The organism is Oceanobacter sp. 1_MG-2023 (assembly GCF_030689025.1).
Taxonomy (GTDB): domain Bacteria; phylum Pseudomonadota; class Gammaproteobacteria; order Pseudomonadales; family Oceanobacteraceae; genus Oceanobacter.
The window spans coordinates 47405-60497 of record NZ_JAUYWA010000015.1 but is presented as its reverse complement, the minus strand read 5'-3'; the positions used below and the strand labels follow the sequence as shown (position 1 = coordinate 60497).

The 13093-nt window shown below is 54.1% G+C and carries 13 protein-coding genes; 9 read left to right on the top strand and 4 right to left on the bottom strand.

Features of this window, described 5'->3' with window-relative positions; all coding sequences use genetic code 11:
• Positions 1–42: 42 nt before the first annotated feature.
• The 3 genes from Q8W22_RS11125 to arsC are packed head-to-tail and all read right to left on the bottom strand — an operon-like array spanning position 43 to position 1419.
• Entirely contained in the window at positions 43–453 is a 411-nt protein-coding gene (locus Q8W22_RS11125; RefSeq protein WP_303434097.1) for a DUF2069 domain-containing protein, read from the bottom strand.
• 1 nt (position 454) lies between these two features.
• Positions 455–1072, bottom strand: coding sequence for an NAD(P)H:quinone oxidoreductase (gene wrbA / locus Q8W22_RS11120; RefSeq protein ID WP_305415526.1), 618 nt, complete (start codon positions 1070–1072; stop codon positions 455–457).
• The gene (gene arsC, locus Q8W22_RS11115) at positions 1072–1419 is read right to left on the bottom strand and encodes an arsenate reductase (glutaredoxin) (RefSeq protein ID WP_305452395.1); all 348 of its coding nucleotides are present in this window, start codon (positions 1417–1419) and stop codon (positions 1072–1074) included. Before arsC ends, wrbA begins: the two co-directional genes overlap by 1 nt.
• Positions 1420–1478: 59 nt before the next feature.
• On the opposite strand from arsC, the gene Q8W22_RS11110 reads away from it, so the two are divergent.
• The 5 genes from Q8W22_RS11110 (at position 1479) to Q8W22_RS11090 (ending at position 6966) form a co-directional block, all read left to right on the top strand.
• The gene (locus Q8W22_RS11110) at positions 1479–2720 is read left to right on the top strand and encodes a YihY family inner membrane protein (RefSeq protein ID WP_305452394.1); all 1242 of its coding nucleotides are present in this window, start codon (positions 1479–1481) and stop codon (positions 2718–2720) included.
• A 377-nt stretch (positions 2721–3097) separates the two neighbouring features.
• On the top strand, positions 3098–4159 hold the full coding sequence (locus Q8W22_RS11105; RefSeq protein WP_303434093.1) for a YHYH protein: 1062 nt from the start codon (positions 3098–3100) through the stop codon (positions 4157–4159).
• 81 nt (positions 4160–4240) lie between these two features.
• A complete protein-coding gene (locus Q8W22_RS11100; protein ID WP_305452393.1) occupies positions 4241–4768 on the top strand; it encodes a hypothetical protein in 528 nt (175 codons plus the stop codon).
• A 167-nt stretch (positions 4769–4935) separates the two neighbouring features.
• Positions 4936–6270, top strand: coding sequence for a DUF3422 family protein (locus tag Q8W22_RS11095; RefSeq protein ID WP_305452392.1), 1335 nt, complete (start codon positions 4936–4938; stop codon positions 6268–6270).
• A gap of 159 nt (positions 6271–6429) precedes the next feature.
• On the top strand, positions 6430–6966 hold the full coding sequence (locus Q8W22_RS11090) for an RNA methyltransferase (RefSeq protein WP_305415521.1): 537 nt from the start codon (positions 6430–6432) through the stop codon (positions 6964–6966).
• A gap of 6 nt (positions 6967–6972) precedes the next feature.
• Here Q8W22_RS11090 and Q8W22_RS11085 read toward each other — a convergent pair whose 3' ends face one another.
• Positions 6973–8772 carry a DUF885 family protein gene (locus Q8W22_RS11085; protein ID WP_305452391.1) on the bottom strand — a complete coding sequence of 600 codons (1800 nt, stop codon included), beginning with the start codon at positions 8770–8772 and terminating at the stop codon, positions 6973–6975.
• A 161-nt stretch (positions 8773–8933) separates the two neighbouring features.
• Here Q8W22_RS11085 and Q8W22_RS11080 point away from each other — a divergent pair, with 161 nt between their 5' ends.
• The 4 genes from Q8W22_RS11080 (at position 8934) to aroC (ending at position 13083) form a co-directional block, all read left to right on the top strand.
• Entirely contained in the window at positions 8934–9878 is a 945-nt protein-coding gene (locus Q8W22_RS11080) for a DUF4892 domain-containing protein (RefSeq protein ID WP_305415519.1), read from the top strand.
• Between the two features lie 6 nt (positions 9879–9884).
• Positions 9885–10811, top strand: coding sequence for a patatin-like phospholipase family protein (locus Q8W22_RS11075; protein ID WP_303434087.1), 927 nt, complete (start codon positions 9885–9887; stop codon positions 10809–10811).
• Between the two features lie 132 nt (positions 10812–10943).
• Positions 10944–11882, top strand: coding sequence for a 50S ribosomal protein L3 N(5)-glutamine methyltransferase (prmB, locus tag Q8W22_RS11070; protein ID WP_303434086.1), 939 nt, complete (start codon positions 10944–10946; stop codon positions 11880–11882).
• 85 nt (positions 11883–11967) lie between these two features.
• On the top strand, positions 11968–13083 hold the full coding sequence (gene aroC, locus Q8W22_RS11065; RefSeq protein ID WP_305452390.1) for a chorismate synthase: 1116 nt from the start codon (positions 11968–11970) through the stop codon (positions 13081–13083).
• The last annotated feature ends 10 nt before the right edge of the window (positions 13084–13093 follow it).

Sequence of the window (13093 nt, the reverse complement as noted above, 5' to 3'; positions counted from 1 at the left end):
GCCCGCACTTCTGTAGGACGGTTTTTCTGACAGGCCAGCCCTTTACAAGCCTGCTTCGACCCGCTTCTGCCAGCGGGTAAACAGAATGGCACTGATAAAAATCGCCAAACAGGCAAATACCATCAGCCAGCCCCAGGTACCGCTGCCGGGGGTGAACAGAAACAGAATAGACACCACAAAATATAACAGAATCATATAGGCCAGCCAGGCGGCTGATTTGTGTGAGCGAGCGATCAGGCCGGGTATGAACAGCATCAGTGGCAATGATTTGAACACTGCAATACCGAACCCGGTTAACCACATGGAAAGGCCTGGCTCAGCCGCCGCGGGCGGATTGCTGAGAGTCGAAACCAGTAATACCAGCAACAGGGCAATATAACTGCCAATCAGGCAGCGGTAGGCCAGCCTGGCTTTGGCCACAAAAGGACTGGCTGTGTCGGCTAATGCATTCATATCAGGCTCCTGTGCCATGGCTGTTGAGCAGGGCGGTTGCCAGCGTTGCTATCCGTTTGCCCTGGGCCAGACAAAGGGCTTTTTCCTGGGGACTGATGGCTTGCTCGTTATTGGCTCCGGCCCAGTGGCTCATGCCATAAGGTGTACCACCGGAACGGGTGTCACTGAGCTCAGCATGACGGTAGGGAATACCGGCGAACACCATGCCATGGTGTAACAGCGGCAATGCCATGGTCAGCAGGGTACTTTCCTGACCACCGTGTAATGAAGATGTTGAGGTAAACACACCGGCGGGTTTATCGGCCAGGGCGCCACTCAGCCACAGGCCGCTGGTGCTGTCGAGGAAGTACTTCAGTGGCGCGGCCATATTGCCAAACCGGGTCGGACTGCCCATGACCAGGCCAGCACAATGGCGCAGGTCTTCCTGGCTGCAATACACGGCACCGCTGTCGGGAATGGCGGGCAGTGAGCTTTCGGTATCCGGCGATACGGAAGGTACCGTGCGAATACGGGCACTCATGCCGCCTTGTTCTACACCGCGTGCAATCAGATTTGCCAGCTCGGCAGTTTTGCCATGGCGGCTGTAGTACAGCACCAGTACATAAGGGGCAGCGGCCATCAGAGAATCTCCAGCACCTGTTCCGGTGGGCGGCCAATACGCGCCTGGGAGCCGTTGATCACAATCGGGCGTTCAATCAGTTTGGGGGTCTGGGTCATGGCGGTGATCAGAGTGTCTTCATCGGCGCTGGCCAGATTCTGTTCCTTGTATTCGACTTCCTTGGTGCGCATCAATTCTCGTGCACTGGTGAAGCCGAGTAATTGCAACAGTTGGCGAATATCATCCGCTGATGGTGCATGTTGCAAATACTCAACAATAACCGGGCTTATGCCTTTGTCTTGCAGCAGTTTCAGGGTCTCCCGCGACTTGGAACAACGGGGATTGTGGTAAATCTGTATATCACTCATGCTGTGTACACTCTTAAATAGTCAACCAATTGGTAGTGATTGTAACAAGGAAGCTTTAGATGCTCACCGCTTTCCGCCGTGGTCGCCGGGTACTGCGACTGATCTGGCAAACCCTTAAACGGTTCGAGTCGATGGAGCGTCGGCGCGATGCCGCTGCCCTGACCTATACCACGCTGTTTGCGCTGGTGCCGGTGATTACTGTGACCTACGCCATCCTCAGCGCGATTCCTTCACTGCAGGCGTTGGGTACGCAAGCACACACTAACCTGCTGGCCTATGTTATGCCCGAAGGTAGCGACCTGGTGTCGGATTATCTGGTGCGTTTTAGTGAGCAAGCCAGAGAGTTGACCTGGATCGGGGTGGTGTTTCTGTTTTTTACCGCCTTGATGCTGATGCAAACCATTGAGCAGCAGTTTAATAAAATCTGGCAGGTCGATGTGTCGCGCTCGACCTTACAGCGCTTTTTTCGTTACTGGACAGTCTTAAGCCTCGGGCCATTGCTGTTTGGTGCCGCTCAGGCAGTCAGTTCCTTGCTGGCCTCGCTCAGTGTGTTGCCAGAGGGCGTAACAGAGGTGACGGCGTCGGTGCCTTCGTTTGCCCGGCTGGTGCCCTGGTCGATGACGGTGGCGGCGATTACCTTTGTGTATATGATGGTGCCCAACTGCAAGGTGCCTCCCAGAGATGCGGTGATTGCTGCCCTGGTGGTGGCGACGGTGTTTGAAACCGGCAAGTTCCTGTTTGCCAAAATCGTTGGCATGTTCCCGTCTTATCAACTGATTTATGGGGCGTTTGCAGCGGTGCCGCTGTTTCTGCTGTGGACGTATCTCAGTTGGATGTTGCTGCTGTTTGGGGCGGAGCTGACGTATGCGCTCAGTCATCCGGAGTCGCTTTCATCGCAAGACCCATTACGGCAACGGCTGGCGCTGGCGGCGACCCTGTATCAGGGACAACAAGGGGGAAAAGGCATGACTGAAAACGAATTGCGCCGCCGTTTGCGCAGGATTCCGGCCGCGGAATTGTCGGCGCTGCTGAAGCGTTTTCAGTTGGCGGGCTGGGTAACCCAGAGTCAGGATGACAGCTGGATCTGGCTGCCTGATATGCGCCAGCTGACGCTTGAGCATTTTTTTGCCGATCTGTCTCTGGATCAGTTGCACGCGGCAGAGCAGGTGGTAAGGGACGACTCCCAGCCTGGTGATGCGTCATTGCATGACTGGCTGGCGCACTGGCAACAGGATGTGGCTAGTAGCCTCTCGGTATCACTGGATCAGTTGCTGGATAACGACGGGGGTTTTCGGTTGTAGTTACGTGTAGCTACCGGGTCGTTATAACCATCAGGCGGCTGTTGCTGCGTGTCTGCAGTAGCAGCCGTTACTGTTTTTGTTGTACGTTTCTTCATAACTTTTATGAGTGTCATACGATTGCATCCATCGTGTGGCAGGGGTTGGATGCGCGTTATGCTATTTGTCAGATATTTGTAAGTAATCGTTGTTTATTATTAAGTTGGCCGGTTTTGTTTCTGGAGGAGTGTTTTAATGTCCTTAATTTATTCCGTATTGATACGGTGAATATAAAACCTTTAGTGTCAACTGTTGAATGTAAAAGCACTCATACAAAAGCTGACATTTTATGATAAAAGGCTTGAGTGGTTATGCGATCTATTATGTTAGGAAGTGCGTTAATGTGCTTATATTCAATAAGTGGATGTGGCGGCTCCGACAGTGTCTCAACCACCGATTCCGACACCACGTCAGATACAGAAACAAGCACTGAGACCAACACGGACAGCAGTGGTTATTTTGACGCTTCGCTGTTTGATACATCGGCATTGTCGCAAACGCAAGTGAGCTGCACGCTGGAGAACAATAGCACCACAACCTGTTACCAGCTGACCTTTGCTGCCAACACCGTGGGTGATACCGAAGACAGCGGCACGATTGGACCTTATTGCCCGCCTTCCATCAATACCTCTCGGGATGAAGCCGGTGTTGGTATCTATGATGGCACCACCACCCCTGGGTTTCAGTCTTTGGTGGATGCTGCTGTGGCGATGGACGCCGACGGCTACGATATTGTTGATGAAGACGGCAATATCCGCTTTAGTGATCTGACCCAGGGCAGTGAGGAAGCGGGTTTCAGTTATTGCCTGTCGGCCAATTTTGATTCTTCCCTGGAAGTGACATTTTTGATTCCGGTGACACCAGAGCTCAGAAGTGAGCCTTATTATTTTGGCACCATCGACAGTATTGGCATGGGGGTTAACGGCATACCGCTGACCGCCAATCCACCCAGCGTTACCGTTGCTGAAGCCGGAGTGGGCGGCACCGGAAGTGGCAATATTCCGGCTCTGGATTTATGTGGTGGTCACCCTGATCCTTCCGGTTATTATCATTGGCATTTTATCCCGCAATCCATTAATACCGTATATGCGGCGGATGATTATAACTACACCGAGCTATATGATATCAGCTGCAATAATATTTATATTGATTATGACAACCCGTCGGCATTTGCTGGCCTCGCCAAAGATGGTTTTCCTCTTTATGGCGCATTGGATTCCGTCGATGGTCTGGATACCGAGCCTGCTACTGTGGCCGAGCTGGATGAGTGTAACGGACATAGCCATGCAACCAATGAATACCCTGACGGAGTTTACCATTATCACGCGCTACAGGATCAGGCACCCAATAATCCTCCTTGCCTGATGGGCAGTTTTGTTGATCGCAGTGTGAGCGTGCAGTAGGACGTGCACTGGGGAGTAAAGGTGCGCAGGATGGAAACATGTTTTGCGGCATCTGTTTTTACAATAAAGCAGGAGGTTTGAGTGTTACGTCTTTTTCAACTGTGTCTGCTGTTGGGCGTTTATGTGGTATCCCCTGCAGTGTTGTCGCACGATGTGAATATGGCGACGTTCCAGGTTCGCTATGTCGAGTCACAGGGTTGGGTCTATGAAGTGATGACGCCGTTATACAACCTCGACCGCTCGTTACATATGACGCACCCGGACGCCCCGGATGCGGACTTCGACAGTGTGGCGTACAAAGAAAGTGTGGTTGCCTATATCAAGCAAGGGTTTGATATGTCGGTGTCTGATGCTCAGGCTGCCCCGGATTCTGGTGATCTGGCCGTCAGCCTGGGACGAGGGCGCATCAAGCTGGACAATCACCTCAGTGTGTTGCTCTTCGAGATAAAGGGCATGCCGGCAGATGTATCAAAACTGGCATTTCATATCTCCAGCATGACGGAATACCGGCCTGCCAAAAATGTCTTCAGGGTTATCCATGGTGAGCATATCCAGCGTTATTGGCTGACGCCTGGGAATCACTATGCCGGGGCTATAACGTTATTGTAGCGGCTGGTTCTGGATCAAGTTCAGAACGACGCTGCTGCGAGGTCATGGATCACTTGCCGCTCAAATATAAATAACTCTCTGGTATTGGGCCTAATAGACACCTTGGCGACAGGGTGTTGTTCCCTGTAGTCTGGTTTCATTTTTGACCACTCAGGATGTGTCGACTCATGATCTGTAATACCCATGCGCCGGATATCGCCAGTCCCAGTCTGTCGTTGAATGTGCATCCGATGCGCTCTGTGTTGTATGAAGAGCTGCATAACCGTCCTTCCCCGGTGATTGAGGGCAGCTGCCAGGTCGCGCATTTTACCGTCAAGCTGAATGACAACCGCCAGGAACTGCATGCCCATGTGGTGGAGTTGTGCCGCCGTTACAGTGTGCCAGCGCCGGACCCGGATTCTTCCTGTTTGTATCAGGATTTTGGTGGCTTTGAGTTGCGCTGGGAGCGCCATCTGGAATTTGCCAACTTCACCTTTATTGTTGCAACCGAAACGCCATTCGCAACCGATGCTCTGGCGTTTATTCCCAAGGACTGGCTGGCGGCGATGCCCGGAGAGCTGGTTGTGGCCGTGAATCTGTCGCTGGTCAAGGAGACCCCTGACGATCAGCAGATGTTTGACTGGTTCGAAGGACAGCGGGTGTCCGGGGCATCGGTGGCCAGTGGTCATGCCCTGGTGTGGACGGCCTTCCGGCTGCACAGTGATGGTTTTGGCCGGATCGTGGCCGTCAACAGAGGCTTGAATCCGTATCAGACCGGGCGTTTGGTGCAGCGGCTGTTTGAGCTGGAAACCTACCGGCTGATGTCGCTGCTGGCATTGCCGGTGGCGCGTAAAATGAGTAATCAACTGACCTTGGTGGAAACCAGCCTGGCGCAACTGATCCAGAATATTTCCGAGTTGGAGAACCAGCTGGAAGACCGGGATTTGCTGACGTCGTTGTCGCAGTTGGCTGCCGATGTTGAGCGCTATCGCTCGGATACCAATTTTCGGTTTGCGGCCGCCAAGGCGTACCACGATCTGGTGCGAGACCGTCTCGACCAGCTAAAAGAAGAGCCGCTGGAGGGCGTGCAGAGTTTGCGGGAATTTCTCGAACGGCGCTTAACTCCAGGGATCAAAACCTGTAATTCGGTACGGGATCAGCTCGAAGACTTGTCTCGCCGTATTCACCGTACCACCAGTCTGTTACGTACCCGGGTGGACTTGTCGATCCAGGAGCAAAACCAGCGTTTGCTGACGTCGATGGATAAACGCAGTGAGCTGCAGTTACGTTTGCAGCAAACGGTCGAAGGGCTATCCGTGGTGGTTATCTGTTACTACTTGCTGGCACTGATCGGGATTGGTGCGGATGGCCTCAAGGCGCTGGGCGTGCCTATTGAGCCGTACCTGTTGAAGGCGTCGGCCTTGCCGGTGGTGCTGGTGGTGGTGTTTGTTGCGATTCACCGCTTGCGTCATCATCTGAATGAGAAGATGGCGAGTCTGGATGGAAAATCCGGAACGGATTAGTGGATTGGCTACCGGTTTGAGTCGCTGCTTGTGAGCCAGCCGTGAAAGCAGGGGCTGCCACGCCATGGAAGGCGGGTATCGGATTCGTGGCCGGGGCGATTTTTACATAAGAATTTTTAGTATGATGGGCCTGAATACCTTCAAATTCAGGAATTTGTTTTGGACAACTCCAGATCGTCAGCCATTGCCCTGTGCAATCCCAAAAGTCCTTCTAATGTTGGTGTGGTGATGCGCGCCGCGGGGTGTTATGGCGCCAGTGCGATTTATTATACCGGTAACCGTTTTGCCCGAGCGGCCAAGTATCATCAGGATACCCAGAACGTCAGCCAACATATTGAGTTAAGCGCGATTGAGTCGTTTGCCGAGCTGGCCGGGCAGGAGCGGAAGCTGGTGTGTGTGGAGCTGGTGGTTGGCGCGACGCCATTACCGGAGTTTATTCACCCGGATCAGGCGCTGTATGTTTTTGGCCCGGAGGACGGGTCGATTGATCAGTCCCTGATCGATATGGCTGATGAGGTGGTGTATATCCCTACCGTTGGCTGTATGAACCTGGCGGCGACAGTAAATGTTGTGCTGTATGACCGCATGGCCAAACAGCAGCAGTCGATCGATCATAACGAACGGGTTAAAAGCAGCCGGGATGTTAATAACCGGCTGGTCTTTCGTCACCATCATCCGTGTCCGTCTGATCATTAATCCCTGTTATTGCTCGATCCATAATCTTAGCCACTGGCCATACAGCGCCGGTGGTAACAATCCGGCGGCCAGCCAGTCACTGTAAAACTGTTGAGGACTGAAGGCGCTGCCTTGTTCGGATTCTGCCGAGCGGATCAGGCCCAATAAATTGGCCCGGGAGATAGCCGGTCGAGCCAGTTGTCCGGGCGCTTCCATAATCTGTTGCAGGCGTTGCTGGCAGTCTTGTGCCGATAAAAAGCTGTTGCTCTGGCAATAGTCGATGGCCTGGTCCTGGGGCCACTGATACAGATGAATCCCAATATCCAGAATCAGGTTCAGTTCCTGCTCCATGTCATCCAGTAACACCCAGGCGTGTTCGGCGCTGCTTTGATAGCCACCCAGGTCGGTTGCCAGCTCGGCGGCAAGGGATAACCAGCCTGGCTCAAAGTCGTTATTGAGCGGTGTTTGCATAAAGTCGGGCAGCTGATCATTTTCCTGGGCCATGGCTACTTGCAAGTGTTTGCCGGGCAGGGTGTTGCGATACAGGTCCAGCGGCCAGCGCCAGTGGTGATCCGGGTTGGTGGCAAGAGTCCAGTAAATACCTGGTTGTGCCAGTGCCGGTTGCGGCGCCTGGTACCAGGGAGCCTGGATGCCACGACGTTGATTGGGCTGGATGACCAGTGCTGTGCTGGGCAGGTAGGCAAACTGTTGTGGCAGTTGCTGGTTCAGCTGTTGCAGGCGCTGGCGGGCGGAGTCTTGTTGCTGGAGTGGTCGGGAACGTTGTGATGCCAGCCAGGCGCGTAGCTGAGGTGCCAGCAGCTGTGCCGGGTCGAGTGACAAGGCCTGAATCAGTTGTTGCTGTATGTCTGAGAGACGGGCTTTGGCTATTTCTTGCAGCAGTTCCGGGGATTCGGTACTGCCCATTTCTGTCAATTGTAAGCGATAACAGGCATCACCATTGGGGTATTGCTGCCAGCTCAGGCTGGTCTGGGTGGTGAGATCTTTGAGTTGACGACGCAGTGCTCGCAAGGCCGGCAGCAGGTGATTGGTCAGCGTGCTGGCGGCTTTGGCTTCGAGTATTTCATGGCTGGCGGGGTATAACTCCAGCTGTGTCAGCCGGGTTTGAATATCTTGCCACAGTGGCGATGGCTCCGGGCTGTCGGTAAAGGGGTAGCCGGTCAACATGATGTCGAGTTGGCTGAGGGTGTGCTGTCGGCTGCTGTCCAGGATCGGGATATGGTGCTGGCTGCGTTCGCTGATTTGCCGTTGCCATTGCTGCAGCAGGATGGCAGCGGACTCCAGCCGGGTCAGGTAACGATGAAAACCGGGGATGTTGTCGACCGGGGTGTCGTTCGCCAGGCTGCTTTCCATGATATGCAGCCAGTCGTGTTCACTGCCCAATGGCATGGTGCTCTTGCTGCACTCGCGCCAGTCCAGTTGTTGGTTGATGCGGTAAATCAGCGTACTGGCGATCAGTTGTTCTTGTGCCGTCAGGGCATCCAGTGGCAATTGTTGCAGCTGTTGTTTTTGCGCCTGCAATTGCTGGTAGTGGTTATTCCGGGTGATCTCTGACAGGGATGACCAGGCAGCTTCCGGCTCGATCCCCAGGGTACGGGCGCGTTCAGGGAAACGGTCAGCCAACTGTTGAAAATAGTCTGCGCTGATATTATTTAACTGGCTTCGGGCATCGGCTTGCTGCGTATCAGAATAGCTGACCGACTCATCATCCAGTGTATCCGGAATGGTTGGCAAAGTGGCTTGGCATCCTCCCAGTAATAATAGGGTCAGAGGCAAGGTGCGCAGCAATGGAGCAAAAAGGAGTGACATGGGGACTCGGTGTCGCTGGATTCGGAGGCCGCAGTGTAGCAATCTGTAACGCTGCGTTGTAGTCACGCTGTGATCGGCAGGTGCTAATGCCGCGGTGAAGGGCAAGGCTCGTGGTAGGCTGTGGTCTATAATGGGCATGAATGTTGGTGTGAGGTAGTTTTGTGACTGAAAATCTGCAGCAAAATAATTGGGTCGGTGATGGTATGTGCCGGTTTGTTCTGGCCATGCTGATGGTCTTGTGTGTCGTCCCGCTACACGCTGCTGAGGAGAACCGCTTTGGCCAGTTGCTGGCACCGGTGGGGGCGCGGGTTCTGACAGACCGGACGTCATCGATCGATCACTTCCGGCTGGTGTTGTCGGCGCAAAAACGGACGGTGACCAAGACCGTCGCTGATCGTGAGTTAAGGGTGTCTGGTTCGTTACGGCGGATGGCCTGGGAATCCAGTGAAAAACGGGATCTGGATGAGTTGCTGCAACCGCTGCGTAATGAACTGGCCCGGGGCATGTCGGCTCGGGTGTTGTATCAGTGTCAGGATCTCGATTGTGGCAGCAGCCATTTCTGGGCCAATGAAATATTCAGCAATGGCCGACTGGTGGGCAGAGACAATCAGCAACGTTATATGGCGGTCTATTTGCCGCCAGCCAGTGCCGATGCGCCCTCAACCCTGTTGCTGGTATACGCCACCCAGCGTGGCCCACGCCAGACAGTGGTGGGCCTGGATGTTATAGAAACGACAGACGAAGTGCTGCCTGGAGTCGCCAGTCGTGAGGATATCAATAATATGTTGAGCCTCAGCAGTGGTTGGTTGCCTGGTTTTGAGTTAGCCGATAACCAGCTGGACCCTGTCGCCAGCGAGCCATTATTAGAGGTTCTGTCATCCTTGTCTGAAGGAGTACAGCAGCGTTTGTTTCTGGTGGTGCATTGTTACCAGTCCAATGAGATGTCGGTGAACCAGACCTGTTCTGACCGCCTGGCAGAACAACTGCGGGTGGCGGCTTTTGATCATGGTGCTGAACTGAATGTCAGTGGACAGGCGGCGCTGGTGTTGCCTGCGGGTGACAGTCTGGTACCTGCTTTACGTTTTGTATTCTGGCCTGGGAGATAACTGGCAATGTCGAAAACCGTGGCGTTGGCGTTAGGCAGTGGTGGTGCACGGGGGTACGCTCATATTGGTGTGCTGGATGTACTGGAAGAACGTGGTTATCAGGTGGTGGGCATCTCCGGCTGTTCCATGGGAGCGCTGGTAGGAGGGTTTTATTGCGCGGGCAAATTGCATCTCTATCGTGATTGGGTCTGCAAATTGGGCTATCTGGAAGTGCTCAAACTGGTGGATGTGTCCTTGTTGTCGAGCGGAGTGATTCGTGGCGACAAGGTATTCAATATGATCAGCGAGCTGCTGGGGGATTGCCTGATCGAAGATCTGGACATTCCTTTTACTGCGGTTGCGACGGATATGGCAGCCAAAAAAGAAGTCTGGATGCAGAACGGCTCGCTGGATCTGGCGATTCGGGCATCGGCGGCGATCCCCAGTATTCTGCACCCGGTGAAAGTGAATGGCAGAACCCTGGTCGACGGCGGCGTGCTGAACCCGTTACCGATTGCTCCCTGTATCTCGATTCATGCCGATTATCTGTTTGCTGTCGATCTGAATTCAGACGCGGCGATACCGGATGACTTTGTCTTTGGCCAGATCGATACTCGCCAGCAAAAACGTGACTGGTTCAACTCGGTGGTCGACAAGGCCACCAACTGGCTCGATTCAAAGCGGCGTGATGATATGTCCAGTCATGTGGATGAGAACATTGGCAAGCTGGAAATGATGAACCAGATGTTTGAAACCATGCAGCTGTCCCTGACCCGTTTCAAGACGGCAGCTTATCCACCGGACCTGATGATCAATATGCCGATCGATTCTTGCGATATTTACGAATTTTATCGCGCCCGGGAAATGATTGAACTGGGCCGCCATATTGCCGAGAAAGCTCTGGATGCTTTTGAGCAGGGTAGCTGCAGCCCTTATGGTCAGCGGATGGCCTGAGGCCAGGGTGGTTGGGTGTGCGAGTGATGCAGCCGGATGGCTGCCAGGACGATTTTGCGCTTGTCTGATTGTCACTCGCGACATTTTTGTACACAGCCAGTAAACTAGCCGGATTTTATCGTCAGGCCAATTATGTATTTGCATCAGAGTGCCGCTGCGGCAATTGCAGAGCTGAGTACTATCCAGGATATCTTGAGATGGTCAGTCAGCCGCATGAACGAATCCGATCTCTATTTTGGTCATGGCACCGACAACGCCTGGGATGAAGCCCGGTTGTTGGTGACGCATGGGTTGGCGTTATCCTGGGATCTGGCACCGGAGTGGTATAGCGCTCGTCTGACCCGACAGGAACGTGAAGCTGCCGTCGGACTGGTCGTCGAGCGGATTGAAAGCCGCTTGCCGGCACCGTATCTGACTGGCGAAGCCTGGTTCTGCGGTTTGCCTTTTGTGGTGGATGAGCGGGTGCTGATTCCGCGTTCGCCGATTGCTGAATTGATCCAACAGGATTTTCTACCCTGGTGGCAAGGGGCAGCGAAACCCCAGCGTATCCTCGATTTGTGTACCGGTTCTGGCTGTATTGGTATTGCCTGTGCGGTGCAGTTTCCAGAGGCTGAGGTTGAGCTGCTGGATATTTCCTTCGATGCGTTGTCGCTGGCGGAAGCAAACATCCATCGTCATGGCTTGTCGCATCAGGTACAGGCGTTACAGTCTGATTTGTTTGATGCTGCCCATGGTCAATACGATCTGATTGTCTCCAATCCTCCTTATGTCGATGCAGAAGACATGGCCAGCCTGCCGGAAGAATTCCATCACGAGCCGGAATTGGCCTTGGCAGCAGGGGAGGATGGGCTCGACCTGGTGCGTATCATGCTGCGTCAGGCGCGGCAATATCTCAGTGATGACGGGTTACTGGTGGTGGAAGTGGGTAATAGCTGGCCAGCACTGGAGGACGCTTTCCCTGAATTGCCGTTTGTCTGGCCTGATTTTGAACGTGGTGGTCATGGGGTGTTTGTATTGCAAGCCCGTGATCTGGATCCGTTTGTGGAGCCACCCGTTAGACCCGTCAATTGACGGATGATTACTGAATACCGATTGAATTTACTGCCCTTGTTGCCGCCCGTGTCGCGGGCCGCCGGGCCGCTACCTCGGAATGATTATGTCTGGAAATAGCATAGGAACACTGTTCACCGTCACTACCTTTGGTGAAAGCCATGGTCTGGCTCTGGGGGCCATTATTGACGGATGTCCGCCGGGGATTGAACTGACAGAAGCCGATTTACAACGGGATCTGGATCGTCGTAAACCCGGTACCTCGCGTTATACCACCCAGCGTCGTGAAGACGATGCCGTACGGATTTTGTCCGGGGTTTTTGAAGGCAAAACCACTGGTACATCGATTGGCCTGCTGATTGAAAACACCGACCAGCGCTCCCGTGATTACGCCAATATTGCTGCGACCTTCCGTCCGGCTCACGCAGATTACAGCTACAACCAGAAATACGGCTTCCGCGATTATCGTGGTGGTGGTCGTTCTTCCGCCCGTGAAACCGCCATGCGTGTGGCGGCCGGAGCAATTGCCAAAAAAGTGCTGGCCGCCAAAGGGATCGAGATTCGTGGGTATCTCTCGCAGCTGGGGCCAATCTGCATTGATCACAGCCAGTTTGACTGGCAACAGGTGGAGCAAAACCCGTTTTTCTGTCCGGATGCCAGCAAGGTCAGCGCGATGGAAGACTATATGACCGCGTTGCGGAAAGAAGGCAACTCGGTCGGGGCCAAGATCTCGGTGGTCGCCACTGGCATGATGCCAGGTTTGGGGGAGCCGGTATTTGATCGTCTTGATGCCGAGTTGGCGCATGCCCTGATGAGCATCAATGCGGTGAAAGGTGTTGAAATTGGTGACGGCTTTGATGTTGTGACACAAAAAGGCACCGAACACCGTGACGAAATGACCCCCCAGGGATTCCTCAGTAATCACGCCGGTGGCATTTTGGGCGGCATCTCGACCGGCCAGGATCTGATAGCCCATATTGCTCTCAAGCCGACGTCCAGTCTGGTGATTCCAGGGCAGTCCATCGATGTCGAAGGAAACCCGATCGAAGTGGTCACCAAGGGCCGGCATGACCCGTGTGTCGGTATTCGTGCCACTCCCATCGCCGAGGCGATGATGGCTATTGTGATCTGTGACCACTGGTTACGCCAGCGTGGCCAGAATGGCGACGTGCACTGTACGACGCCGGTGATTGCCGGGGCCGCTCCTCAAGCCGGTCAGTAACGGAGCACAA

Excerpts from the sequence above, each read along its gene's own strand:
- Q8W22_RS11125 (WP_303434097.1), bottom strand. The coding sequence starts at position 453 with ATGAATGCATTAGCCGACACAGCCAGTCCTTTTGTGGCCAAAGCCAGG.
- wrbA (WP_305415526.1), bottom strand. The coding sequence starts at position 1,072 with ATGGCCGCTGCCCCTTATGTACTGGTGCTGTACTACAGCCGCCATGGC.
- arsC (WP_305452395.1), bottom strand. The coding sequence starts at position 1,419 with ATGAGTGATATACAGATTTACCACAATCCCCGTTGTTCCAAGTCGCGG.
- Q8W22_RS11110 (WP_305452394.1), top strand. The coding sequence starts at position 1,479 with ATGCTCACCGCTTTCCGCCGTGGTCGCCGGGTACTGCGACTGATCTGG.
- Q8W22_RS11105 (WP_303434093.1), top strand. The coding sequence starts at position 3,098 with ATGTGCTTATATTCAATAAGTGGATGTGGCGGCTCCGACAGTGTCTCA.
- Q8W22_RS11095 (WP_305452392.1), top strand. The coding sequence starts at position 4,936 with ATGATCTGTAATACCCATGCGCCGGATATCGCCAGTCCCAGTCTGTCG.
- Q8W22_RS11085 (WP_305452391.1), bottom strand. The coding sequence starts at position 8,772 with ATGTCACTCCTTTTTGCTCCATTGCTGCGCACCTTGCCTCTGACCCTA.
- Q8W22_RS11075 (WP_303434087.1), top strand. The coding sequence starts at position 9,885 with ATGTCGAAAACCGTGGCGTTGGCGTTAGGCAGTGGTGGTGCACGGGGG.
- prmB (WP_303434086.1), top strand. The coding sequence starts at position 10,944 with ATGTATTTGCATCAGAGTGCCGCTGCGGCAATTGCAGAGCTGAGTACT.
- aroC (WP_305452390.1), top strand. The coding sequence starts at position 11,968 with ATGTCTGGAAATAGCATAGGAACACTGTTCACCGTCACTACCTTTGGT.